Annotated in this window: 20 protein-coding genes; 9 read left to right on the forward strand and 11 right to left on the reverse strand. The window is 33.6% G+C overall.

Annotated elements, in window-relative coordinates; translation table 11 throughout:
• Window positions 1-39: 39 nt before the first annotated feature.
• From mgtE to pth, 8 genes are all read right to left on the reverse strand, one after another.
• Window positions 40-1413: a magnesium transporter gene (gene mgtE / locus BLT80_RS03840; protein WP_175455543.1), complete on the reverse strand. Its 1374-nt coding sequence runs from the start codon at window positions 1411-1413 to the stop codon at window positions 40-42.
• Between the two features lie 66 nt (window positions 1414-1479).
• Window positions 1480-2268 carry a 16S rRNA (adenine(1518)-N(6)/adenine(1519)-N(6))-dimethyltransferase RsmA gene (gene rsmA / locus BLT80_RS03845; RefSeq protein WP_092466253.1) on the reverse strand — a complete coding sequence of 263 codons (789 nt, stop codon included), beginning with the start codon at window positions 2266-2268 and terminating at the stop codon, window positions 1480-1482.
• Window positions 2269-2349: 81 nt separating this feature from the next.
• Entirely contained in the window at window positions 2350-2670 is a 321-nt protein-coding gene (locus BLT80_RS03850) for a DUF4286 family protein (RefSeq protein WP_092466254.1), read from the reverse strand.
• A 154-nt stretch (window positions 2671-2824) separates the two neighbouring features.
• The gene (locus tag BLT80_RS03855) at window positions 2825-4609 is read right to left on the reverse strand and encodes a tetratricopeptide repeat protein (protein WP_092466255.1); all 1785 of its coding nucleotides are present in this window, start codon (window positions 4607-4609) and stop codon (window positions 2825-2827) included.
• A gap of 459 nt (window positions 4610-5068) precedes the next feature.
• Entirely contained in the window at window positions 5069-6340 is a 1272-nt protein-coding gene (gene serS / locus BLT80_RS03860; RefSeq protein WP_092466256.1) for a serine--tRNA ligase, read from the reverse strand.
• 154 nt (window positions 6341-6494) lie between these two features.
• Window positions 6495-7802: an HTTM domain-containing protein gene (locus BLT80_RS03865; RefSeq protein ID WP_092466257.1), complete on the reverse strand. Its 1308-nt coding sequence runs from the start codon at window positions 7800-7802 to the stop codon at window positions 6495-6497.
• On the reverse strand, window positions 7795-8703 hold the full coding sequence (locus BLT80_RS03870; RefSeq protein WP_092466258.1) for a bifunctional riboflavin kinase/FAD synthetase: 909 nt from the start codon (window positions 8701-8703) through the stop codon (window positions 7795-7797). The genes BLT80_RS03865 and BLT80_RS03870 overlap by 8 nt, the downstream gene beginning before the upstream one ends.
• A 55-nt stretch (window positions 8704-8758) precedes the next feature.
• Window positions 8759-9391, reverse strand: a complete 633-nt coding sequence (pth, locus tag BLT80_RS03875) for an aminoacyl-tRNA hydrolase (protein WP_092466259.1) — start codon at window positions 9389-9391, stop codon at window positions 8759-8761.
• Window positions 9392-9883: 492 nt separating this feature from the next.
• Here pth and BLT80_RS03880 point away from each other — a divergent pair, with 492 nt between their 5' ends.
• The 9 genes from BLT80_RS03880 (at window position 9884) to BLT80_RS03920 (ending at window position 22335) form a co-directional block, all read left to right on the forward strand.
• On the forward strand, window positions 9884-11044 hold the full coding sequence (locus tag BLT80_RS03880; protein WP_092466260.1) for a homogentisate 1,2-dioxygenase: 1161 nt from the start codon (window positions 9884-9886) through the stop codon (window positions 11042-11044).
• Window positions 11045-11159: 115 nt separating this feature from the next.
• The gene (locus BLT80_RS03885; protein WP_092466261.1) at window positions 11160-11636 is read left to right on the forward strand and encodes a CCC motif membrane protein; all 477 of its coding nucleotides are present in this window, start codon (window positions 11160-11162) and stop codon (window positions 11634-11636) included.
• Window positions 11637-11801: 165 nt separating this feature from the next.
• Window positions 11802-12962, forward strand: coding sequence for a 4-hydroxyphenylpyruvate dioxygenase (hppD, locus tag BLT80_RS03890; protein ID WP_092466262.1), 1161 nt, complete (start codon window positions 11802-11804; stop codon window positions 12960-12962).
• Between the two features lie 287 nt (window positions 12963-13249).
• Window positions 13250-14038 (forward strand): DUF3108 domain-containing protein, encoded by a 789-nt coding sequence (locus BLT80_RS03895; RefSeq protein WP_092466263.1) that lies wholly within the window; start codon window positions 13250-13252, stop codon window positions 14036-14038.
• An 8-nt stretch (window positions 14039-14046) separates the two neighbouring features.
• The gene (locus BLT80_RS03900) at window positions 14047-14979 is read left to right on the forward strand and encodes a tryptophan 2,3-dioxygenase family protein (protein WP_092466264.1); all 933 of its coding nucleotides are present in this window, start codon (window positions 14047-14049) and stop codon (window positions 14977-14979) included.
• Window positions 14980-14991: 12 nt separating this feature from the next.
• A complete protein-coding gene (locus tag BLT80_RS03905) occupies window positions 14992-16308 on the forward strand; it encodes a peptidoglycan DD-metalloendopeptidase family protein (protein ID WP_092466265.1) in 1317 nt (438 codons plus the stop codon).
• Entirely contained in the window at window positions 16308-17954 is a 1647-nt protein-coding gene (pgi, locus tag BLT80_RS03910) for a glucose-6-phosphate isomerase (RefSeq protein WP_092466266.1), read from the forward strand. The genes BLT80_RS03905 and pgi overlap by 1 nt, the downstream gene beginning before the upstream one ends.
• Window positions 17955-18114: 160 nt before the next feature.
• A complete protein-coding gene (locus tag BLT80_RS03915) occupies window positions 18115-20649 on the forward strand; it encodes a TonB-dependent receptor (RefSeq protein ID WP_092466267.1) in 2535 nt (844 codons plus the stop codon).
• 12 nt (window positions 20650-20661) lie between these two features.
• On the forward strand, window positions 20662-22335 hold the full coding sequence (locus tag BLT80_RS03920; protein WP_092466268.1) for a choice-of-anchor J domain-containing protein: 1674 nt from the start codon (window positions 20662-20664) through the stop codon (window positions 22333-22335).
• A gap of 83 nt (window positions 22336-22418) precedes the next feature.
• On the opposite strand, the gene gldD is transcribed toward BLT80_RS03920, so the two are convergent.
• The 3 genes from gldD to BLT80_RS03935 form a co-directional block, all read right to left on the reverse strand.
• Entirely contained in the window at window positions 22419-22988 is a 570-nt protein-coding gene (gene gldD / locus BLT80_RS03925; protein WP_092466269.1) for a gliding motility lipoprotein GldD, read from the reverse strand.
• Window positions 22989-23073: 85 nt separating this feature from the next.
• Complete coding sequence (locus BLT80_RS03930) at window positions 23074-24417, reverse strand: gliding motility-associated protein GldE (protein WP_092466270.1); 1344 nt, start codon at window positions 24415-24417, stop codon at window positions 23074-23076.
• Between the two features lie 20 nt (window positions 24418-24437).
• Window positions 24438-24884 (reverse strand): single-stranded DNA-binding protein, encoded by a 447-nt coding sequence (locus BLT80_RS03935; RefSeq protein ID WP_092466271.1) that lies wholly within the window; start codon window positions 24882-24884, stop codon window positions 24438-24440.
• Window positions 24885-24931 lie beyond the last annotated feature (47 nt).

Raw genomic sequence — 24931 nt, forward strand, 5'->3', positions numbered from 1 at the left:
CAGTTTAAGCAGGTTTAATATTTAGATGATTTTAGGCTCTTAAATACCTAAAATCAATTTTGCTATTAAGAAGTAAATTAAAATACCAAAAACATCATTACTTGTGGTAATAAATGGTCCGGTTGCAACAGCTGGGTCAATACCTCTTTTGTCTAAAAAAATAGGAATAAATGTCCCAATAATAGCCGCCATTACAATCACAGCCACTAAGGCGATACTTATGGTTATGGATACAATGTATGGTGTTCCGAATATAAAGTGTGTAATAAGAATAGCAACAAGAGATATTGCTACACCATTTACTAAACCTAATAAAAATTCTTTAAATAATCGTTTTAATATCTTACCATCGATAGTACCGTTGGCAATACCTTGAACAACAATAGCTGAAGACTGTACTCCAACATTTCCGGCTGTAGCCTGAATTAGTGGTACAAAACTGAGCAATACTATAAAATTGCCCATGTTATCATTAAATTGTTCTATGATACTAGCCGCACCAAGTCCACCAAACATACCAATAAATAACCAAGGTAATCGTGCTTTTGTTAATTTGAGAATGCTATCATCAGCCTCTACATCTTGTGAAATACCAGCGGCTAATTGGTAATCTTTATCGGCTTCGTCTCGGATAACATCTATAATATCATCAATGGTAATTCTACCGACAAGGATTTGGTCGTCATTAACGACAGGGATGGCTTCTAAATCGTATTTCGCCATTACTTTTGCCACATCTTCCACATCGTCATTAACGTGAGCCCAATCCACATTGTCTTTAGCAATATCCGCAATTTTTGTATCGCTTTTAGAAATGATTAAATCTTTTAAAGACAATCTACCAATAAGTTTGTCGTGCTTATCTACAACGTAAACGGAGTGTACTCTTGTAACATCTTTGGCTTGCCCTCTAATTCTGCGTAAACAACCTGCAACAGTCCAGGTCTCATAAACTTTAACCAATTCTTTTGCCATGAGTCCACCCGCTGTGTCCTCGTCATAGGCTAAAAGTTCTTGTATTTCTTCTCGGTGTTCGTGGTCTTCTATGTATGAGATCACTTCAGCTTGCCGTTCTTCTGGAAGTTCGGCAATCATATCTGCCGCATCATCGGTATCTAATTCTTCAACCTCTTCGGCAATCTCTTTAGTAGATAGATTTTTAAGTATTTTTTCTCGGATATCCTCATCGAGCTCCATAAGGATTTCTGAAGTCGTTTCAGAATCGAGAAGTTTTATGACATAAACAGCATCATCATTGTCTAAGTCATCTAAAATTTCGGCAATATCTGCATGGTGATACTCATTTAATAAGGCTTTTAAATCTTTGTCGTTTTCTTCTTCGACAAGAACTTCTACCTTTTCAATAAGCTCATCGGTCAACTGAAATTGTATGTTATCTTGGATCTCTTCCACTTGATTTTTAATACGCTTTTACTTTAAAATTTATTTCACCTGCGTTCCGATTGACAGCAGATAAAATTAGTTTTCGTCATTTTCTATTAACGACGTTAGCTCAATAAATTGAGCAACACTTAATTGTTCTGGTCGCTGGCCAAATATAATATTTGCTTTTAAATTATCCGACAGATTGAAGGTTTTTAAACTATTCCGTAATGTTTTTCTTCGCTGTTGGAATCCCGTTTTCACGACTCTAAAAAATAACTTTTCATCACAAGGTAAATCGTAATTCTCTTTACGTTTTAGAAAAAGGACGCCAGAATCTACCTTTGGTGGTGGATTAAAAACTGTTGGAGGCACCGTAAATAAATATTCTGCATCGTAAAATGCTTGAGTTAAAACCGATAATATACCGTAAACTTTTGAGCCTTCTTTAGAACAGATTCGCATAGCAACTTCCTTCTGAAACATGCCCGAAAACTCAGGGATTTGATGTCTTAATTCTAGAGTCTTAAATAATATTTGAGACGATATATTGTATGGGAAATTACCTATGATAGCATAAGGTTTATCTTCAAAAACGAGATTTAAATCGTATTTTAAGAAGTCTTTTTCTATGATTCTATTGGCAAGATTAAGATAGTTGTTTTTTAAATAATCTACTGATTCTGTGTCTATTTCAATAATGTGTAGTGTAGTGTCTTTTTTTAAAAGATACTTGGTAAGCACTCCCATTCCTGGTCCAATTTCTAAGACATGGTCGTAGCCTTTAAAAGATAAGCTGTCTGCAATATCTTGAGCAATGGTTTCATCTTCTAAGAAATGCTGACCTAAATATTTTTTTGCTTTTACTTGGTGTTGGTTTGCCACGAATACAAGACTGTTTTTAATTAGTAGTTACGCAAAGATACGTAGTGAGGGATGGAGAATAGCGAAATAGCGATAGAATCCTTAATTTATCGTTACCGAATATTCGTCTACAACTTCCAGTTCTGTTCTAAACGATAATACTTTATCTCCAAAACGTTGCAGCCCATCTTGTTTTAAACGCTCGGCATGTTCATCGTAATATGAGTTTAAAGCTTCTCTAGAATGTGCTCTATATTGTACAGAGTAGGTATCTGATTCATCATCATCTACCAAAACTTTTGTCAGTTTAGCTTCTTTAAATTTACCCGTTGCTAAAACTTGTGGAATGTGCTCTTTTACCCATTCTAGCCACTCTTTGGATATGCTTTTATCTATGTTTAGGGTAACGTTGTATATAATCATTTTTTAGGGATTATTGATGAGGTGCAAAAGTATGAAATTGAACGTTAATAGTTCTACTAACGGAAAGATGGCAAAGCTTCACAAAAAAAATAGTTGAGATAAAAATACCTTATAACAACTACGGTAACTGAAAACTGCGACCATTCACTGAAAACTAATTAATACTATCTCCTCTAAGCATCCTAAACTTTTTACGAGCTTCAATGAAGTAAATACTGTCTTGATGCTCAAATATTATTTTTTCGTAGAGTAGCTTAGCCTCTTCTGGTTTTGCTAAAAAGTTGTTGTATAGTTCTGCCAAATAGTAAAGGGTGTCATCCACTAAAATGTCCTCGCCATAATCTTTGATGATGTTTTGGTAATTCGCTTCTGCCTTGGTATACTGTTTTTTCTTTTCGTAGAGTTTTGCTTGTTGGTATAGCGCTTGGTCTGTAATACTTTCTCCTTTATGTTCTTCTAAAATTTTATCTAATAATAAAATGGCATCGTCAGTTTTATTCTGAAACGCAAACAAGTCAGCTTTCGCATAATATTTTAATGCGGTTTGCGTGCTATCTTCATATTTATTATCCGAAATCAATAATTTTAAGTCTAACGCATCATTAGCAATTAATTGTGAAGTTGATGATTTTAGAATTTTAAGCTGTGATTCTGCCCAGTCAAAATCCCCTTTATAATAACTTGTTTTTGCGACTTTAAATCGTGCTTCTTGTGCAATGGTGCTATTTTTTAGATTCGCCTGAATTTGAGAATAGAAAATCAAAGCTTCATTAAATTTTTCTTGAAGCACTAAAATATCAGCCAATAGTAACTTTACCTTTGCTTCTTGAAACTTAGAAACATTCAACGTTAAACTTTTCTTTAAAAACGTAGTGGCCGCTTCGGTGTCTTTTTGGTTAAAGGCTAAAAATTTCCCGTATGCTAATTGTAAAGGTAAGGTTAGTTCAGATTTACCAAATTCCTTAAGCAAGTTGTTGTATGTGTCGTCAATCTGTTTTAGCATTTTATCATCGGCATTTTTAGTGTCGATTTCTAAAATGTATTGATGTGCCGTTAACGCCGTACTTGGATCTTGAGTGTTTTCGAGAATATAATTAAAAATAGATTTTGAAGTGTCATCGTCGTTGTCCTTTTGAGCTGTAACAGCTAATTCGATTAAACGATCTAAACTTTCAGGATTACGTTTGTAAAGGGCCTTTTCTTGAATAAAGGATTTGTTATATGCTTTTTCTTGAACATACAACCAACTCAACATTTCATACCAATAGGCTTCAGGATTTTGCTGTATTTTTTTTAAAAGCAAGCGTCGTAGATAGCTGTTGTTTTCGCTGTCTTTATTTTCTGAAATGAAATCACTAATAGAGCGCTTTACATTGTTGAGGGTATTAGGTTTATAGTGAATATAATCGATGTAATTAACAAACATCTGTTCTACATTACCTTGATCACCATAAATACGTGCTAATTGAATACTATAATTTCTATCGGGTGTTAGAATTTTTCCTTTTTCATATAACCGAATAGCTTGGTCTGATAGTGAATAATCTTCAAATTTTTTGGCAATTATATAAATATAGTTGGGTTTATCATCAACAAAGGCTATGGCTTCATCATAAAGTTTATTGGCAGTAATTATACTGTCTTTAAGCTGAAAATTATAGCCTAAAGCAACAACCAATTCTGGATTTCTACTTATAGATAAGCGTTGCTTTAGAATAGTTTCAGCGTCATTATACTGTTCTAATTGTTGATAGATATCGACTAGCTTATAAATATAGTTGGAGTTGAGTGGTTTTTCTTTTAGTAGATTTTTATAAATAAACTCTGCCTTTTTAAATTCTGCTTTTTTATAATAACTTTCTGCTTGATCTTCACTGTTTTGAGCGAAACAAGAATAACTAAAGACTAGAAAAAGTATAACGGAAAAGCACTGTTTCATATATGTGTTTTATATAAAATAAAAAGTAAGTATACGTGTAAATATAACAAATGCTTCAAGTAGATGTTGTGAAAAAAAGTATAAAAAAATTGCCTAAACGTGAGTTTAGGCAATCTACCAGCAAAATAAATGTGCTATTAACCATTATTTATGTAAAATATGATTCAATTATCTTGGCCAAGTTCGTTGTGTATTTCTAATTATTAAAGTGATTATAAATTTTCGTTAAAAACAGAAAGGTTTAAAAAGCACTTTGATAGTTAAAATAAAACTTTGCTTACCATCGCAATCAATGATACGAGTAATACGATTCGTTTTAAATTCTTCATAATTAAGTTGATTAAATCTGGGATGCCTAATTTCTAAAAAATCACCGAATAAAACGAAGAAAGGTCATAATAATCGATATAATACATTAAAATTTAACAATTAGAATAAAATAAGTGATTTTAAACTGTCCTAAGAAATCATATCAAAACCAGTATATGGTACTAAAACTTCAGGTATTTTAATACCATCTTCTGTTTGGTAGTTTTCTAATATACCAGCTAAAACTCTCGGTAATGCTAAAGAACTTCCGTTTAAAGTATGGCATAATTCGTTTTTACCATCAGCATTTTTAAAACGTAATTTTAAACGATTCGCTTGAAAAGTTTCAAAATTAGATATAGAAGATATTTCTAACCAACGGTCTTGTGCTGTTGAGAAAACTTCGAAATCATAAGTTAAAGCCGAAGTAAATCCTAAATCACCACCACATAATCGTAATATTCTGTAAGGTAACTTTAGTTCTTGTAAAATACCTTTTACATGATTTACCATGCCGTCTAATGCTTTATAAGAATTATCAGGATGCTCAACTCTAAGGATTTCAACCTTATCAAATTGGTGTAGTCTGTTTAATCCTCTAACATGGGCGCCATAACTACCAGCTTCGCGTCTAAAACACGGTGTGTAACCTGTAATGCTAATTGGTAAATCGCTTTCGTTTAAAAGGGTGTCTCTAAATATATTAGTTGCAGGTACTTCTGCCGTTGGGATTAAGTATAAATTGTCTGCAGTAACATGGTACATTTGCCCTTCTTTATCTGGCAATTGACCCGTTCCGAAACCAGAGGCTTCATTTACTAAATGTGGCACTTGGTATTCTGTATAACCAGCTTCTGTGTTTTTATCTAAAAAATAAGCGATTAAGGCGCGTTGTAATCTGGCACCTTTACCTATATAAACAGGAAAACCAGCACCTGTAATTTTGTTTCCTAATTCAAAATCGATGATGTTGTATTTCTTAGCTAATTCCCAATGTGGTAGTGCTCCCTCGTGTAATTTTGGAATGTCACCTTCTCTAAACGTTTCCTCATTGTCTTCATCCGTGTTTCCGGCAGGTACAATAGGATTTGGTACATTAGGGATTCTGTATAATAATTCAGAAAGCGCTTCAATTTTATCGTTAAGCTCTTGTTCAAAAGTCTTAGTGATTTCCTTTAGTTGCGTGGTTTTTTGCTTTAGGATGTTCGCTTTTTGCGTTTCCCCAGATTTATATAAATTTCCAATCTCTTTAGATAAGGAGTTAGATTCTGCTTTCGTATTATCTAATTTCGTCTGAATTGCTTTTCGGTCTTCATCAAAAGCAATCGCTTCATTAATCATTTCTGTAGCATCAATATTTCGTTTTGCTAAACGTGCAATGATGTCTTCTTTGTTCTCTTGTATAAAAGCAACTTGTAACATATCTATCAATTAAGTTAATACCACGTGGTATAAGAAAAATAAGCCACAAAAGTAAAAAGAAAATGACCAGATAAAAATAAAAAGCTTCTATTTTATATTGTAAAATCTGATTTAAAGGATAGTGCGTTTCTGCACGGAGAACCTATTAAAGTCATTATTTTGATGGCAGTATCCAATCATGGTGTTTAAAGTGGTGCCATTCCTCATTAGCAAGATCAACTTTTGGGTCTATGAGTTGTTTAGACGGTTTTCCATTAACTCTCACAAAAGAGTTGACATAAACCTCTATAGGAATACCTTTTTTAGCAAAATCTTGTTTGAGGTGCTGCGAGAATTGCCAAATAATATCTGGTTTTGTACTTGCACCACGTTGTTGCTTTTTGGTTAAATAATCCTCTAACTTAATAGGGATAATTTGATTGGTTTTGGTATTAACAACCTTGTAATTCGTTCTACCACTTTTAGCACGTAACATCATTCTCCAAGATAAGCGATGGCCTTCTTCGGTCCATAAGACATCACCTTCAATAAAATGATGTCTTAGTGGTAAGGCGATTTGAATTATAAAATATACAGAGAATACGGATAGTAAAACCCTGCGGTATTTTGGAATAATAACCGCGTCAGCATCATAATAGTCTTTCCGTTTTAAGAAAATGTTTTTGATGGTTTTAGGTTCAAAAAAGAACAAACTAAATGCTAATGACATATATGGAAAAATTCCAATATGGAAGATAAACGAGTTAAACAGATGAAAGAAAATAGACGCAAAGAAGGCGTATTTTCGAGTCTGTTTAATGAGCAACAACGGTATAATTAAACCATCGAACAAAATACCACCATAAGATAAAATATAGTGTACTGTTTTTTCCTGTAAAAGGTCGCCAACGACATAGAAATTGGCTTTGCTCCGCATCAGTATTTCCATTACAGAGCCATCTAACCAGTCTGGATAAAATTTAGCAGCAGAAGCATAGGTGTAAAGTATAAACAATTGCAGTACAAAAACCCATTTACACCAACTAGGCATAGAATTGCTTTTAAGCGAAGGGTTTAGTTTTATATCTATAGAAGCATAACGATTTGCTGGTAAAGACACCATTAAAAAGCTGAGCAACATCAACAAATAGTAATGATTGTTGTATGATGATTTTTGCATGAGATACGTGGCTGTCCACATAATTGCAAACATGAGCATGCTAAATCTGTATTTGTAACCCAACATTATAAAGAGTCCAAAAAGACCCATAATAGCATAATAGGCATACATCCAGTCGCCAGGAAGTGGTTGCAACCATTCAAATCCAATAAAGGAAAAGGTGAATTCTGGTTCTATTAATGTACGTCTAATCCAGCCGGTGAAAATCGCTCCTACAGCTTCTAAAAAACATAACAACCCAAAAACGATTCTAAAAACGATGAGTCCCGAGTTGTCAATATGTTTAAATAGAAACTTATTCATTTACGGTTTTTATATAGCTTGACGCATTCACCATATCTTTTTTAAGTTGCATTTTTAAGGCCTCTAGATTTTCGAATTTTTGTTCGCTACGCAGGCGCTTTAGAAATTCAATTTTTAATTCGGTATTATAAATATCGTTATTAAAATTGAAAAAATGGACTTCAATAGAACGTGTTTTACCATCAACGGTTGGGTTGGTACCAATATTCATCATTCCAAAAACCGTTTTGTCTTCAATTATCGATTTTACGACATAAACGCCATCGCTAGGAATGAGCTTGTAAGTTGCTGTGACATTAATATTCGCGGTTGGGAAATCAATCGTTCTACCTAAGCCTTTACCTTTTATTACAGTTCCGGTGATAAAGAAATTATAGCCTAAATACGAATTTGCTAAGTCCACCTCACCTTGATTTAAGGCGGTTCTGATTTTTGTAGAACTCACCGTAACATCTTTTAGATCTTGTGCTGAAATTTCTTCAACCTTAAAGTCATATAGGTCAGCAAAAGATTTGAGGTCTGTTATATTAGCACTTCTATTTTTTCCGAAATGATGATCGTAACCAATAACGATTTGTTTGGTGTTTAGTTCGTCTACTAAAATTTGCTTTACGTAATCTTGAGCAGAAAGGTTGGCAAATTCTTTGGTGAATTTTTTTACAATAACCTCCTTTATGCCATGCGATTTTAGTAATTCTATGCGCTCTTCAATAGTGTTTAACAAGCGAATAGAATCATCTTTTTGAAGCACCATTCTTGGATGCGGAAAAAGTGTTAAAACAACTGGTATATAGCCTTGTTTTTCAGCAAGAGCCACCACTTGTTTTAATATTTTTTGATGTCCAATATGAATACCGTCGAAGGTACCAATGGTTGTTACTTTTGCTGATTTTACATTCAAATTTAAAAGGTATTGCTGTTTTAACTTAGAGGCGTATTGAAAACAAAGCTAAATCTTATTTTCCATTAAATTGGTTCATAGTAGTGTTTACTCCGGCTAAAGCAAAAGATTTCACCAAATCTGCCGAAATTTTTAAGCGTTCTTTAAGTTGTGCGTTTTCGTCGTCAGTCCATTCTCCAAGAACATAATCAACTTGTCTACCTTGACTAAACTCATCACTTATACCAAATCGAAATCGGTTATATTTTACGGTCTGTAATTTATCTTGCGTGTCTTTTAGACCATTATGACCTCCATCACTGCCTTTGGTTTTTAATCTGAGTGATCCAAAAGGAAGGTTTAGATCGTCGGTGACTACGAGTAAATTTTCTAAAGGGATTTTTTCTTTCTCTAACCAGTACTTTATGGATTTTCCGCTGAGGTTCATAAACGTACTAGGCTTTAAAAGGATTAACGTTCTACCTTTAATTTTTAAGGTAGCAACATCACCAAGCTTTACGGTTTCAAATGTAATGTCATTATTTTCAGCTAAATAATCGAGTATTTTAAAACCAATATTATGTCTAGTGTTGGCATATTTTTCGCCTATGTTTCCTAAGCCAACGATTAAGAATTTTTTCATTGTATCTTCTTCTGTGAGTTCTACTTTATTACTAAAACCGAACCATTTTTTTATAAAACTATACATTATATATTTCTAGTTTGTGCAAAAGTAAAAAGAAGTTGACTAAAAACTAACTTTATAGCTATGGTCTTTGGTTTGTGGGTTTAGTTTTAGAAGATTAAATTCTGAATTGTTTTTTAAAATAGAAGTTTTAGTGGATTAATATGTTTTGAAAAAATTAAAATCTATTGGCATGTCATTAAAATAATCAAAAAATTATTGATATTTGTAGCACATGATTAGATTGCAAGAGGATATAACGTATTGTGCTCTTAGCTTAAATAGTCCCGAAGTTTTGGGATTCAAAAAAAATCAGTAAAAATATAAGTTTGAAACCATTCTGGGCCAACATAAAACTTCACCTTCATTTCCTTATTAAAAGGAATCCAGAATAAATACGCTCTATTCTTGCGAAGGCAGGAATCTCTACAAATTTTGTACCTTTAAAATTATTAGTTAAGTGTCACCTTGAGCGCAGTCGAAAGGTCTTTGTAATATTTAAAACCATTCAAAAACATGCCATTCTATCATAAATTAGGAAAAATTCCACCAAAACGCCACACGCAGTTTAAAAAAGCAAACGGCGATTTTTATTACGAGCAATTGTTCGGTACTATTGGTTTTGACGGGATGTCTACTAATAGTTACCATGAGCAGCGCCCAACGCAGGTCAAGGAAATAAAAAGACAATACAGTGTTGCGCCAAAAATTGCTAAGGAAAACAATATGCAATCGTATCGTTTTAGAGGGTTTCAAGTACCACCAGAAAACGATTATTTAGAGAGTCGTAAAATTGTACTCACCAATAGCGATTGTAATATTATATTGGCCGCGCCAAAGCACTCTACGGAAGACTATTTTTATAAAAACACAGATGCTGACGAATTAATTTTCATCCATAAAGGCACAGGGAAATTAAGAACGCACCTTGGAAATTTAGATTTTAAATACGGCGATTATCTCTTAGTGCCAAGAGGTGTAATATATAAACTCGATTTTGATACCGAAGACAATAGATTGTTTATCGTAGAATCTCGCAGACCAATTTACACACCAAAACGCTACCGTAATTATTTCGGACAATTATTAGAACATTCACCGTTTTGTGAGCGCGATTTAAGACAGCCACAAGAATTAGAGACTTATAATGAGTCGGGTGAGTTTTTAATCAAAATAAAAAAGCAAGACGACATTTTTGATATGGTCTATGCCTCGCATCCTTTTGATGTGGTCGGGTATGATGGGTATAATTATCCGTATGCGTTTTCAATTCACGATTTCGAACCAATTACGGGTCGCGTGCATCAGCCGCCTCCAGTGCATCAAACGTTTGAAACCGATGCTTTTGTGGTGTGTAGTTTTGTACCGCGCTTGTACGATTATCATCCAATCGCTGTTCCTGCACCATACAATCACAGTAATATAGATAGTGATGAGGTGTTGTATTATGTCGATGGCGATTTTATGAGTAGAAACGATATTGCGGCAGGACATATCTCGTTGCATCCTGCAGGTATTCCGCATGGGCCACATCCTGGCACTATGGAAAAAAGCATTGGTAAGGTTAAAACCGAGGAATTAGCAGTAATGGTAGACACCTTTAGGCCTTTAAAAGTAACAGAAGACGCTTTAGAAATTGCTGATGAAGATTATTTTAAATCGTGGCTTGAACACTAAATTGACTAAAATTAAATAGAAGTTTAACAAAGGCTCCATACTCAGCAAACAGAGTCCCTTTTTAAAGTAATGTCAATAGTGGCTCATACGGAAAGGTAAGGTTGAGAATTAAAAAATGAATCAGAATAAATTACCTGCAGATCCGCTATCGCTTATATTAGGAATATTAGCTTTAGTTATTGGTATCGCTGGCTGTTGTTGTTATGGTATTACTGCTATTATTCCATTAGCTATGGCTATTATTGGCTTGGTCGCTGCAAACAGAAGTTTACGCGAATTTGGTGAGAATCCAGAAGCTTATAATCCACAATCACAAAGCAATGTAAATACGGCTAAGATTATCAATATTATAGGGGTTGTGCTTAATGGTCTTGTTCTCTTAGTGGCTTTAGGAGTATTGGCAATCTACGGCACACTACTTTCATCTGCTGTTTTTGAAGGCTTAGAAAATGGAAATTTTGAAGATGACGACTATTATTACGAGTCGGAATATGAAACAACTATAGAGCCTGAAAGTTCTGAGACTTGGGAAGATGACACTTATATTATTGAAGAGGAAGTGGATTCTATAAATTTAGATTCCATACAGTAGAAACACAATTAATTATAGCATTTAAAAGAAATTACATAACACAATTACAATTAACAAAAATCGAAGAAAAATTAGAGGAATTTAAAAAGATGACTATGGGTTTTCAAAATAAACTATACGAGTCACTTCTCTTTTTTCTAATCTCTCGATTCTAAAATAAATAGTATGGCAAAAGAAGTAGAAAACGTAAACTACGGTTTAGAAAAAATATTTGAAGGAGCACAAGATTTTCTTCCGCTTTTAGGAACGGATTATGTTGAGTTTTATGTAGGCAATGCAAAGCAAGCCGCACACTTTTATAAAACAGCATTTGGATTTCAATCGTATGCGTACAAAGGCTTAGAAACGGGATCAAAAGATTCTGTAAGTTATGTGTTGAAACAAGATAAAATCCGCTTAGTGCTTACCACTCCTTTAAATAGTAAATCTGAAATTAATAATCATATTGTAAAGCATGGTGATGGAGTTAAGGTTGTGGCTTTATGGGTAGAAGACGCTCGTAAATCTTACGAAGAAACGACTAAGCGAGGAGCTAAATCTTATATGGAGCCATTTGTAGAAGAAGATGAATTTGGTGAAGTAGTTAGAGCCGGAATTTACACGTATGGTGAAACCGTTCATATGTTTGTAGAGCGTAAAAACTACAAAGGTACCTTTATGCCAGGTTTTGTAGAATGGAAAAGTGATTACAATCCAGAGCCAACAGGATTAAAATACATAGACCATATGGTTGGTAATGTAGGTTGGGGACAAATGAATACATGGGTAAAATGGTATGAAGACGTGATGGGCTTTGTTAACTTTTTATCATTTGATGACAAACAAATCCATACCGAATATTCAGCTTTAATGAGTAAGGTAATGAGTAATGGAAATGGACGAATTAAGTTTCCAATTAACGAACCTGCAAAAGCTGCTAAAAGATCGCAAATTGAAGAATATCTCGATTTTTACGAAGGTTCAGGTGTGCAGCATATTGCAGTGGCAACAGATGATATTATTAAAACCGTATCTCAATTAAAATCTAGGGGCGTTGAGTTTTTATCGACACCACCAGAAGAATATTATAGAGCGGTTCCGGGACGATTAGACGAATACAGTCATGAGCTTAGAGAAGATATTGAAACCTTAAAAGGTTTAGGTATTATGATAGATGCGGATGAAGAAGGCTATTTACTCCAAATTTTCACAAAGCCAGTAGAAGATAGACCAACATTGTTTTTTGAGATTATTCAAAGAATGGGAGCCCGTGGTTTTGGAGCAGGAAATTTTAAGGCATTGTTTGAGTCTATTGAGCGAGAACAAGAAAAAAGAGGTACTCTTTAAAATAACAAAAGCGCGTTTAGCTCCCTAAATCTAAACGCGCTAATAAAAAAAAACTCACTCTAGTTACCATGGCATATAAATAATAATTTGAATCTATATGTTTTGGTTAGCACTACACTTAAATCGGTTGTCTTTAAAAATGTGAGCATTAATAATTAAAGTGTTCAAACCTATTCTCTTTTTGGATTGTAAATGAAAGATTTTATAGATTTGGAATAGTAATTGTATTTAAGATAATTGTAACGTAAAAAATGCGTTACATTATTTATATTTACAAACTATAGATTATGAAACATTTATTTGCAATTATATTATTCTTTGTAGGTTTTCAAACCTCTGATGTAAAGAAAGAATCAGCTTTTCAAGATGGAGAGTGGTTTAAATTTGAAATGAGTTATAGCGGTTTTTTTAAAGCCGGAAATGCAACGCTTTCCGTTAATGAAAAGAAATTAAACGGAAAACCAGTCTATCATGTTGTAGGAAAGGGTTGGACAACTGGTGCTATTAAATTATTCTTCAAAGTAAAAGATCGTTATGAAAGCTATTTCGATAAAGAAACAGGTGCTCCTTATAAATTTATTAGAAAAATAGATGAAGGTGGTCATACAAAGGATATAGAAATTAATTTTGACCATAACAATAAGGTTGCTGAGGTTAATAACAAAAAACATAAAGAAACTAAAAACATAACCACTGAACAAGATGTTCAGGATATGGTTTCTATGTATTATTATTTAAGAAATAATATTAATGCGGAATCTTTAAAAGTTGGTGACGAAATAAAAACTACCATGTTTTTTGACGAAGAAAACTATGGTTTTAAACTTAAGTATTTAGGTAAAGAGACGATAGAAGTCGATGTTAATGGTACTGATGTAAAAGTGAAAACACTTAAGTTTAGACCCTACGTTATGGCTGGTCGTGTATTTAAAGAAGAAGAAAGTTTAACACTATGGGTCAGTGCCGATAAAAATAAAATTCCTTTAAAAATTAAAGCAGATTTAGCTGTAGGCTCTCTACGCGCAGACCTTATTGAGTTTAAAGGTTTAAAACACTCTTTTAAAATAGAATTCTAAGATTAACTATGTCAGACCAACCTAACTACGACGAAATTATAAAAGCGCTTCAAGAGAAGTACGAAAAAATAGACCAAGATACGGACGACCATTTATACGGTTTGTTATACAGCAAACCAATAACGTATTGGGATTATATTCAGACAGATGCTTTATTGAACTTACAAATTCAGCGTACAACACTTCCAGATGAAATGGTGTTTATTGCTTATCATCAAATTAATGAGTTGATTTTTAAAATGATTCTTTGGGAAATTTCCCAAGTCGCAGAAAAGGAAGATTTAGACGTCACATTTTTTGAAAGTAAATTGATGCGTGTTAGTCGTTATTTTGATATGTTATCAACCTCGTTCAACATTATGAGAGAAGGTATGGATGTTGAGCAGTATATGAAATTTAGATATACCTTAACTCCGGCAAGTGGTTTTCAAAGTGCACAATATAGACTTATTGAGTTCTCATCGACAGAATTGATTAACCTAATAGACTATAGATTCCGAAAAGATATTGATAGAGATACACCGTTTACACATGCTTTTGAGCATTTATATTGGCAAGCGGCAGGAAAAGACCATAAAACAGGAAAAAAATCCACACTTTTAGTTAATTTTGAAAAACGTTACAAAGACGAGTTTTTAAGATTTATGGAAACGTATAACACCACAAATCTTTGGACGCGTTTTAAAGAGTTACCAGAAAAGGATCAGAAAAATGAGGAGCTTGTTAAAGCTATGCGTCATTATGATTATACGGTTAACGTAAGTTGGGTAATGGCACATTACAACGCTGCCAAGCATTATATTGATAGTGGAATCGGAGATGGTGAAGCTACAGGAGGTAGTGATTGGAAAAAATACATGCATCCAAAATATCAAAGACGTATTTTCTTTCCAGAATTATGGAGTGCAGAAGAATTAGAAAATTGGGGAAATAATTTATAATTAGCTTAATTAATGCAGTTAAAACGATTAATAACAATTGCTGTAATTGCAGTAAGTTTATATGCTTGTAAAGAGGATAACACAGCCGAAATTGATTACGAAAAAGAAGAAGCCGAAATTGTAGAAGAAGAAAAAATTCTTGAGTTTGGTTTCGATATCAACAATTACATCGTAAAACGAGACACTATCCAGCGAGGAGATAGTTTTGGCGAAATTATGCAGCGAAATAATATTGGATATCCTAATATTTTTCAAATTGCAGAAGCGACTAAAGACACGTTTGATATTAGGAAACTGCATCCAGGACGTCCGTTTACCTTATTATATTCAAAAGAATCTGAAAAAGATAGTCTGCCAAGTCCAAGTACATTCATATATCAGCCTAATCAGGAGGAATATGTTGTTATTGGTTTAAAAGATTCTATTCATGCGTACACTAGTAAAAAGCCTATTACGTATGTTGAAAAAACAGCAACAGGTATTATAGAGAGTAGTATTTCTAAGACGCTTGAGGAAAAAGGCTTAAGTCAAAGGTTAGCTTATAAAATGGCTGATGAAATTTATGCATGGACCATAGATTTTAGACGACTTCAAAAAGGAGATCGTTTTAAAGTTATTTATACCGATAAATATATAGATGATACTATATATGCTGGAATCCAAAATGTAAAAGCCGCTTATTTTGAACACAATGGTGATTCGCTATATGCGTTTCAGTTCGAAACCGATTCAATTAAGGGCATAGTAGATTATTTTAATGAAGATGCAAAAAACTTACGACGTGCATTTTTAAAAGCTCCGGTTCAGTTTAGTCGAATATCGTCGCGATATAATCTAAAACGACGCATTGCTGTTTATGGCTATAAAGTAAGACCTCACAAAGGAACAGATTTTGCAGCTCCAATTGGAACGCCAATTATGGCAACTGCCAGCGGAACTGTTGTAGAATCTACAAGACGTGGTGGTAATGGTAAATATGTAAAAATTAGGCATAACGATACTTATTCTACACAGTACTTGCATATGAGTAAACGCTTAGTTGAAAAAGGTGAGTTTGTTAAACAAGGAGATATTATTGGTAAAGTAGGAATGACAGGAAACACAGGTGGGCCACATGTTTGTTATCGTTTTTGGAAAAACGGACAACAAGTAGATCCATTTAAACAAAAGCTACCCGAAGCAAAACCAATTTCAGATAGTTTAAAGGTTAAATATTTAGATCATATTAAACCAATTAAGCAGCGATTAGATAATATCTTTTTCTTAGAAGCAGATCCTATTCAGCCTGAAAACACAATAACTGAAGATTTAAATATAGATATACAGTAATGGCATTAAAAGCAACCAACCCTACTACCACAAACTCGTGGAAAAAATTACAAGCACATTTTGAAACCATTAAATCTCAGCATTTAAAAGCGTTATTTGATACGGATGCAGAAAGAGCTAACAACCTAACGGTTCAATGGGATGATTTTTATGTCGATTTTTCAAAAAATAGAATCACAACAGAAACGGTTGATTTATTAGTTGAATTAGCAAACGAGCAAGACTTAAAAGATGCGATTTCAAAATATTTTGAAGGTGATATCATTAATGCAACCGAAGGCAGAGCGGTTTTACATACAGCCTTAAGAGCACCAAAAGACGCAGTGGTTTTAGTGGATGGTGAAAATGTGATTCCTGAAATACACGAGGTTAAGAAAAAAATTGAAAACTTTACGAATTCAGTAGTTAGTGGAGATCATAAAGGATTTTCTGGTAAAGCAATTACAGATGTCGTAAATATTGGTATTGGAGGCTCCGATCTTGGACCTGCAATGATTGTAGATTCACTTCAGTATTATAAAAACCAATTAACGACTCATTTTGTGAGTAATGTAGATGGTGATCACTATCAAGAAGTGATTAAAAACTTAAATCCAGAAACAACGTTATTCGTTATTGTTTCTAAAACATTTACCACTCAAGAAACCTTATCTAATGCGAATTCAATTAGAGCATGGTTTTTAGAATCGCAACCCAAAGAGGCAGTTTCTAAGCATTTTGTAGCAGTCTCAACTAATATTGAAAGTGTAAAAAATTTCGGTATAGATGAAGCGAATATCTTTCCGATGAAAGATTGGGTTGGTGGTCGTTTCTCTTTGTGGAGCGCTGTTGGATTGTCTATAAGTTTAGCTTTAGGCTACAAACATTTTGAAAGTCTTTTAGATGGAGCGCATAAAATGGATGAGCATTTTAGAACTGCTGATTTTAGTGAAAACATTCCAGTAATTTCAGCTTTGCTAACCGTTTGGTACAATAACTTTTTTAAGGCTGAAAGTGAAGCGATAATTCCATATACACAATATTTAAACCAGTTTGCAACTTACCTTCAACAAGGTATCATGGAAAGTAATGGTAAAAGTGTAGATAGAAATGGCAATAAAGTCAACTACCAAACCGGAACGTTAATTTGGGGAGAACCAGGAACCAATTCACAACATGCCTTTTTTCAATTAATTCATCAAGGTACAAAGCTTATTCCTACAGATTTTATTGGATATGTTGAATCTTTGTATGGTAATAAAGACCATCATAATAAATTAATGTCTAACTACTTCGCTCAAACGGAGGCATTAATGAATGGTAAAACGGAAGCAGATGTTTTATCAGAATTAAAAGCACAATCGCTTTCAGAAGATGAGATAGCTCAACTTTTACCTTTTAAGGTATTTGAAGGTAACAAACCTACAACGTCACTTTTAATTCAAAAATTAACACCAGAAAGTTTAGGTAAGCTTATAGCAATGTACGAGCACAAAATTTTTGTGCAAGGTATCATTTGGAATATTTATAGCTACGATCAGTTCGGTGTTGAGCTTGGGAAACAATTGGCAAAATCTATTTTAGAAGAGCTTGAAAAGGACGATGTAAATGCCGTACATGATGCGTCTACGCAAAATTTATTGGCATATTTTAAGGAAAACTGTTAAAAATTGTTAAAAAGTTTTCATAAATATAGTTATGCACGCATAAAACTTATGAAATCTATATTTATATTCGCGTGGCTTAATTGTTAACATTAACTTAATGTTTTAGCTATTGTATTGCGTAATTTTGCGCTGATAAAAAACCAATTAACTGAAATTTTATATGAAAAAATTTAGTCTTTTTTTATGTATCGTTGTTCTAACTAGTTTAACAACAATTGCATATGCCCAAAGCACTATCACGGGTAAAATTATTGATAGTGACATGAACTCTGCGCTTCCTGGTGCTAATATTATTGAGAAGGGAACGACCAATGGGACAACTACAGATTTCGAAGGTACTTTTACTTTTAACTCTAATTCGAGTTCAGGTGAAGTTGTTATTTCTTATGTCGGTTATGTTTCTCAAACTATTGCATTTAACGGAGACACGGATTTAGGTACAATCACGTTAATGTCTAGTAACGTTGGCTTAGATGAAATTTTACTTGTAGCTTCTGTCGCTGTCGATAGAAAAACACCAGTTGCTGTTTCAACTATTAAGGCTGAAGAAATTGCTATTAAGTTGGGTACTCAAGAATTTCCTGAAATTTTAAAATCTACACCTGGTGTTTATGTAACAAGACAAGGTGGTGGTTATGGAGATAGTAGAATTAACCTTAGAGGATTTAATTCTGAAAACGTAGCGGTAATGATTAATGGTGTTCCGGTAAACGATATGGAAAACGGAGCTGTATATTGGAGTAACTGGGCAGGTTTAGGAGATGTAACATCTACGATGCAAGTTCAAAGAGGTTTAGGTGCTTCTAAAGTAGCTGTTGCTTCTGTTGGTGGAACAATTAACATTATTACAAAAACAACTGATGCAGAACAAGGTGGTAGCTTTGGTACTAGTATTGCTAATGATGGGTATTTAAAATACGGTATGACGTATTCTACTGGATTAAGTGATAGTGGTTTTGCAGCAACAGTTAGTGCAGCAAAAATTGATGGTGATGGATATGTTGATGGAACTGAGTTTTCAGGATACAATTACTTTTTAAGTTTATCTCAACAAATAAATGACGCACACAGATTGTCATTTACGGCTTTTGGAGCACAACAAGAACACGGTCAACGTTTCAACCGTTCTACAATTGCTGAATTAAAGGATACAGATTCTGGTCCACAGAAAGCAAATAAAGATTGGGGTTATAAAAATGGTGAAGTATATCATCAATCTTATAATTTCTACCACAAACCTCAAATGTCTATTAATCATTTATGGAATATAAATGATGCTTCTTCATTATCAACAGCAGTATATGCATCGTTTGGTTCTGGTGGTGGACGTAGAGATGAAGGTTCTAAAATTGGTTCTGATGATTATAGAATTGGATCAACGGGCTTAACACCTATTGATTTTGATAAAGTTATTGCAGAAAACCGTGCTAGTGGAGTAAATGGTTCTACAGATATTATTTCTTCTTCTAGAAACTCTCATGAATGGTATGGAATCTTATCTAGTTATAAAAACAGAATCAACGATAAATTAACAATATCTGCTGGTTTTGATGGTCGTTCTTATGTTGGATCACACTGGTACCAAGTGGATGATTTATTAGGAGGTGAATTTTTCTTAGATAATGAAACTGATACTTATGCTTTTGGTAAACCGTTACAAGTTGGTGATAAATACAACAAGGATTATGATGGTGTTGTAACAAGATACGGACTTTTTGGACAAGCAGAATACCAAATTAATGAGTCAGTAAACGTATTTGTAGCAGGTGATGTTTCAAACAGTAACTACAAGCAGAGAGAATACATGAATAATACCATTGTAGGTAGCAGAGAGTCTGAAGTTGTAAACTTTACAGGATACGGTATTAAAGGTGGTGGTAACTATAACTTAGACATGAACAACAATGTGTTTGTAAATGTTGGTTATTTTTCTAAAGCACCATTTTTAGATGATGTATTTTTAGATGAAGATGGAATCATTCCTAATGAAGATGCGGTTAATGAAAAGGTATTTAGTGCAGAACTTGGATACGGTTTCCGTGGCGAGAAATTAAGTGCTAACGTTAACATATATTATACACAATGGTTAGATAAGTCATTAGGTGGTTCACTTGGTACTGGTGAAAGTCTATTTTTCTACAACTTGCAAGGTATAGATGCATTACACCAAGGTGTTGAAATTGATTTAAGATATAAAGCTACTGATAAAGTAACGGTAACAGGTATGGTATCGTTAGGAGATTGGCAGTGGAAAAGTAACGTGTCATCAGAAATTAGAGATCAATCTGGTGATGTTATAGATGTTGTTGAAGTTTATGCAGAAGATTTAAAAGTAGGTGATGTTGCTCAAACAACATTTGCAGTAGGTGTAGATTATAAATTAGCGTCTAAATCTAATATCTATGTAGATTATAACTTTGCAGGTGACAACTATTCATCTTACGATGTTACAAATAGAGGAAGTAGTGATTTACCAGATGTTTGGGAACTTCCTGATTTTGGTTTATTTGATGTTGGTTTAAGACATACTTTTAATATCGGAACATTTGAAACGACATTAATAGGTAAAGTGAATAACGTTTTTAATACTGAGTATGTTTCAGATGCTAATGATTTAAATGGTACGGCATCAGCAGCTCAAGTTTATTTTGGTCCTGGTAGAACATACAGTGTAGGATTAAAAGTTAATTTTTAAAAAAAATTGAATATGAAAAGAATATTTTATTGTTTAGCAATTTTGGGTGTAACCTTTGTAGGTTGTAACCCAATGGATGACATTTACGGAGATTTAGACACGTCAGCAGACCCAATTGTAGGATCTGAATCTTACACTTTAACTGCAGATGATTATGCAGATTTAGAATTAGGATTTGGTAGCTTTAGCTCAGAAGAAGATGCTAAAACAATGTTGCCAGGTTTTTTAGCCGACAAATATCCGTTTTGGGGACAAGGATCTTCGGTATTAGTTGGATACCAATTATACGTAGGTAGTGCGGAAGGAGTTAGTGATTTTACAAGTTCAGATGTTTATAACTTCACAAATTCTGATTATGCAACTACGGGTAGTGACGCTTTTGGTTTTTATCCAGATGTTAATGCAACAGATGAAATTCCTGCGATTTTAGATGCTCAAATAGCTGCTCCTACTGAGGGACAAGTAGTTTTAGCAAAATATGCCCATTATACAGAAGTACCTGTAGTTGGATTAGCAGATTTAGTATCTTATAATTTTGCTGGAAGTTTTGAAGGATGGAGTGCTGTTGAAGAATATGGAGCAGATGAAGTATGGACTTCAGAAACTGGTAACGTAAGAGGTAACGGTTATTTTGGAGATCAAGAAACAAATGCAGAATGGTTAGTATCGCCTTCAATTGATTTAACTGATGAGAGTGATCTTAAATTTCAAATTACTCAAGAACTTGATTTTGCTATTGATGCATCATTAGTTAAAATTTTAGTGTCAACAGATTATACTGATGATGTTTTTACTGCAACTTGGGATGAAATTACTTTAGCAATGCCTGCTACAGAAGATATGGCTCCTTCAGAAGATTACGATTTTTCTGCTTATGATGGTGAAACTATCAATATCGCGTTTAAATATACTTCTATAGGTGATGATGAATCTACTCCAGACGTTGATGAAGGTGATGCTTCAAGATGGAGAATTCAAAGTTTAGCAATTAAAACAGTTGGAGCTACAGGTGATAGAAATTTTAAAGGAGAATATTTTATGTACTCTGGTGGTTCTTGGGAAGCTGTAGAAGGTGTTTATTACTTAAGCTCTGATGATTACGATTCAATGGGAGAAGGTTCTGGTCAGCCAGGACAGTATAATAACTTTAGTAGTTCATTATCTCCTGATAACTATTTACCAACATTTTTAAACTTAAACTTCCCTTACGCTCAGGAAGATGAAGAATTGGTGATTGTTTATGATTACTTTTCAAGTTCTAGTGGAGCGCAAAGAAGAGGTAATTTTTATACTGTATCTGGTGGTGAATTTGTAGGACATGAGTCAACAATATCTACAACACTTCAGTTTGGATATGATAATGGTTTATGGGTTCCTGATAATACTATTAGATATACATTTGGTCCTGCTGATTACGCTGCGGTAGCAACGGCATTAGGTGATATTTATCCAAATGCTACATCTAGTATGTCTAATTATGGAAATATGGATAGAAGAGCAGGTAATTCTGCTGAATGGACTAATGCAATGGTACTTGAGGCTATAAATGTAGTCTTAGATATCAATGTTCCTTCTGCTGCAGAAGAACAAAAGTATGTTATTACTGTTGAGGTTTATAACGGTAGTAATACAACAGAAGACTTCGCTGTTATAAAAATGGGAGGAGAATGGGTTTACCAAAACTAACGGTAACTTAATTTCTTAAATATTAAAAATGCCTATCGAAATTTCGATAGGCATTTTTTTTGTTTAAAATGTTTATAATAATCTTACTCCTTCCAACGTACCGTTTCCATAATACGTGTAATATCCTTTTTTAGGTATTCTGAAGCCGGATAAATAGAATCATAATTAGGTTTGGCATAGAAGTATAGCGAACCACTTAAAAAGTGATGTGTGCTATCAGTAACGTAAAACTGAGATTGTGATGCAGCGTTTCCTCCAATTTCATATAACATACCATATACATTTGCTTCTTTGTTCTCAAATAACTTATGAGAGATTTCATCAGCTTTTATAGCGTGCTTTTGCGTGAGGTTTTGAGCATCTCTTAGCAAACTATCAATATTGCCATTTTTAACGTCTTTATAGGTGAGATAAATGGTGGCTTTTAAAGACGAATATTTAATATCTATACCATTAATATTACCCGAAGTTTTTACCGTTTTAATAGGATCTGCTAATTTGTTTTTTTCAAAAGAAAAAGGCAAAGGAACAATAGCTTTTTCATAAACCGCGTTAGGATATTCGAGTCTCAAATAACCCTTTGGCTTCGGTAGTGTATCATCTCCGCAGCCTAACATTAATACGCTTAATATGGGTAAAACAATTCGTTTCATATGTTTTTATTTATTGCTTTTATAAGGCGCACATAGCTTAGGGTATTAACCAATCTGTTGAGTAACGATCTGTTTAACACATAGATTACACTTGTGCGTCTAATAAAGTGAGTTTTATTTGTTTAATACGCTTACGCTCTAATGCTTCTACTGTAAAAACGTAATTTTTGAAATTTATTTTACTTCCTATTCTTGGAAAACCACCTGAAATCTCTAATACAAATCCAGCAAGGGTTTCTGCATCTCCTTTTTTGGCTTCAAAATATTCTGCATCCTCTTCAATACCAACTATTTTATACACGTCTTTTAAAGGTGTCTTGCCTTCAAAACTATAATTGTTGTTGTTGAGTTTGGTATAAATTAAATCGTCGTCATCGTATTCATCACTAATATCTCCAACAATTTCTTCAATAATATCCTCAAGAGATACCAATCCAGATGTGCCTCCATATTCATCAACCACAACAGCAAGGTGTACTTTTTTGGTTTGAAATTCTACCATTAAGTCATCTAGTTTTTTGTTTTCTGGCACAAAGAAAGGTTCACGTAAAATAGTAGTCCAGTCGAATGTTTTCTTGTTTAAATGCGGTAATAGATCCTTTACATATAAGACTCCTTTTATAGTATCTATACTTTCTTCGTAAATAGGAATTCTAGAGTAACCATTGTCAATAATTTGCGTAATAATGGTGTCGTACGGAGTGTTTATGCTCAAAGCAAACAAATCCATACGTGGCCGCATCACCTGTTTAGTGTCTGTATTCCCAAAAGAGACGATACCTTTTAATAATTTTTGCTCCTCTTTAGTAGTGTCTTCATCATTAGTTAATTCTAAGGCTTGCGATAATTGGTCTACACTAAGATTAGAGCGCTGTTTTCCAAATTTATTGTGAATTTGAATCGTTACATAACGCATTGGTAAACTTAAAGGTGAAAATACAAAGTCTAGCACTTTTAATGGTTTTGCCATAAAGGAAGAGAACTTAACGGAATTCCTACTGGCATATATTTTGGGTATAATTTCTCCAAAAAGTAAGATCAAAAATGTCGCTACAATTACTTTAACAAAGAATGCGAGTTCAATCTCAAAAAAGTGAAAATTTATGGAGTACTTAATACCATCAAAAACAGCATCACTAATTGAAGCAAACAACAAAACAATAGCAATATTTATAAAGTTATTAGCGACTAATATCGTTGCCAATAATTTTTTTGGACGTTCTAAAAGTGACGCAATAATCTCCATGGCAGGAGATTTGTTTTCTAAACCTTCATCTAAATTAGATTTGGTAAGTGAAAATAAAGCAACTTCAGCTCCTGAAATTAACGCAGAACATAACAGTAAAACGACGAGTACGATAATACTTGTTATAAAGGAAGTATTAATAATTAAAAAAGAGGAAATTAAAACCGTGGGTTCTGGGTCCAAGATAAAGTTATATTAAATGGTTAAAATGGCAAATCATCATCACCTTCTGGTTCTGCATTGGTAGGTGCAGACGGTTGTGATTGAGAATTAGTATTTGGTGTGCTAGTCTTTTTAGGCTGTTGCTGATCTGTTTTCGGTGTTAAAAACGTAAATTCATCACACTGAATTTCTGTAGAATAGCGCTCCATACCTTTATCATCAGTCCATTTTCTGGTTTTTATGCGACCTTCAATATAGATTTTATCACCTTTTGTAAGATATTTTTCGCAAATTTCGGCAGCCTTATTCCTAACCACAATGTTATGCCATTCTGTATTAGAGACACGTTCATTGGTTTGCTTACTTATATAAGTCTCACTTGTTGCTATAGGAAAACGACCAACACAATTTTTATCATCAAAATAATGCATTTTTACTTCGTCTCCTAAGTTTCCAATTAGCATTACTTTATTTAAGGTTCCAGACATAATAATTAAGTTTTAATAAGTTGTAAAGTTACTCAATTGCGTAATCA

The sequence above is a fragment of the Winogradskyella thalassocola genome (genome assembly GCF_900099995.1).
Classification (GTDB): Bacteria; Bacteroidota; Bacteroidia; order Flavobacteriales; family Flavobacteriaceae; genus Winogradskyella; species Winogradskyella thalassocola.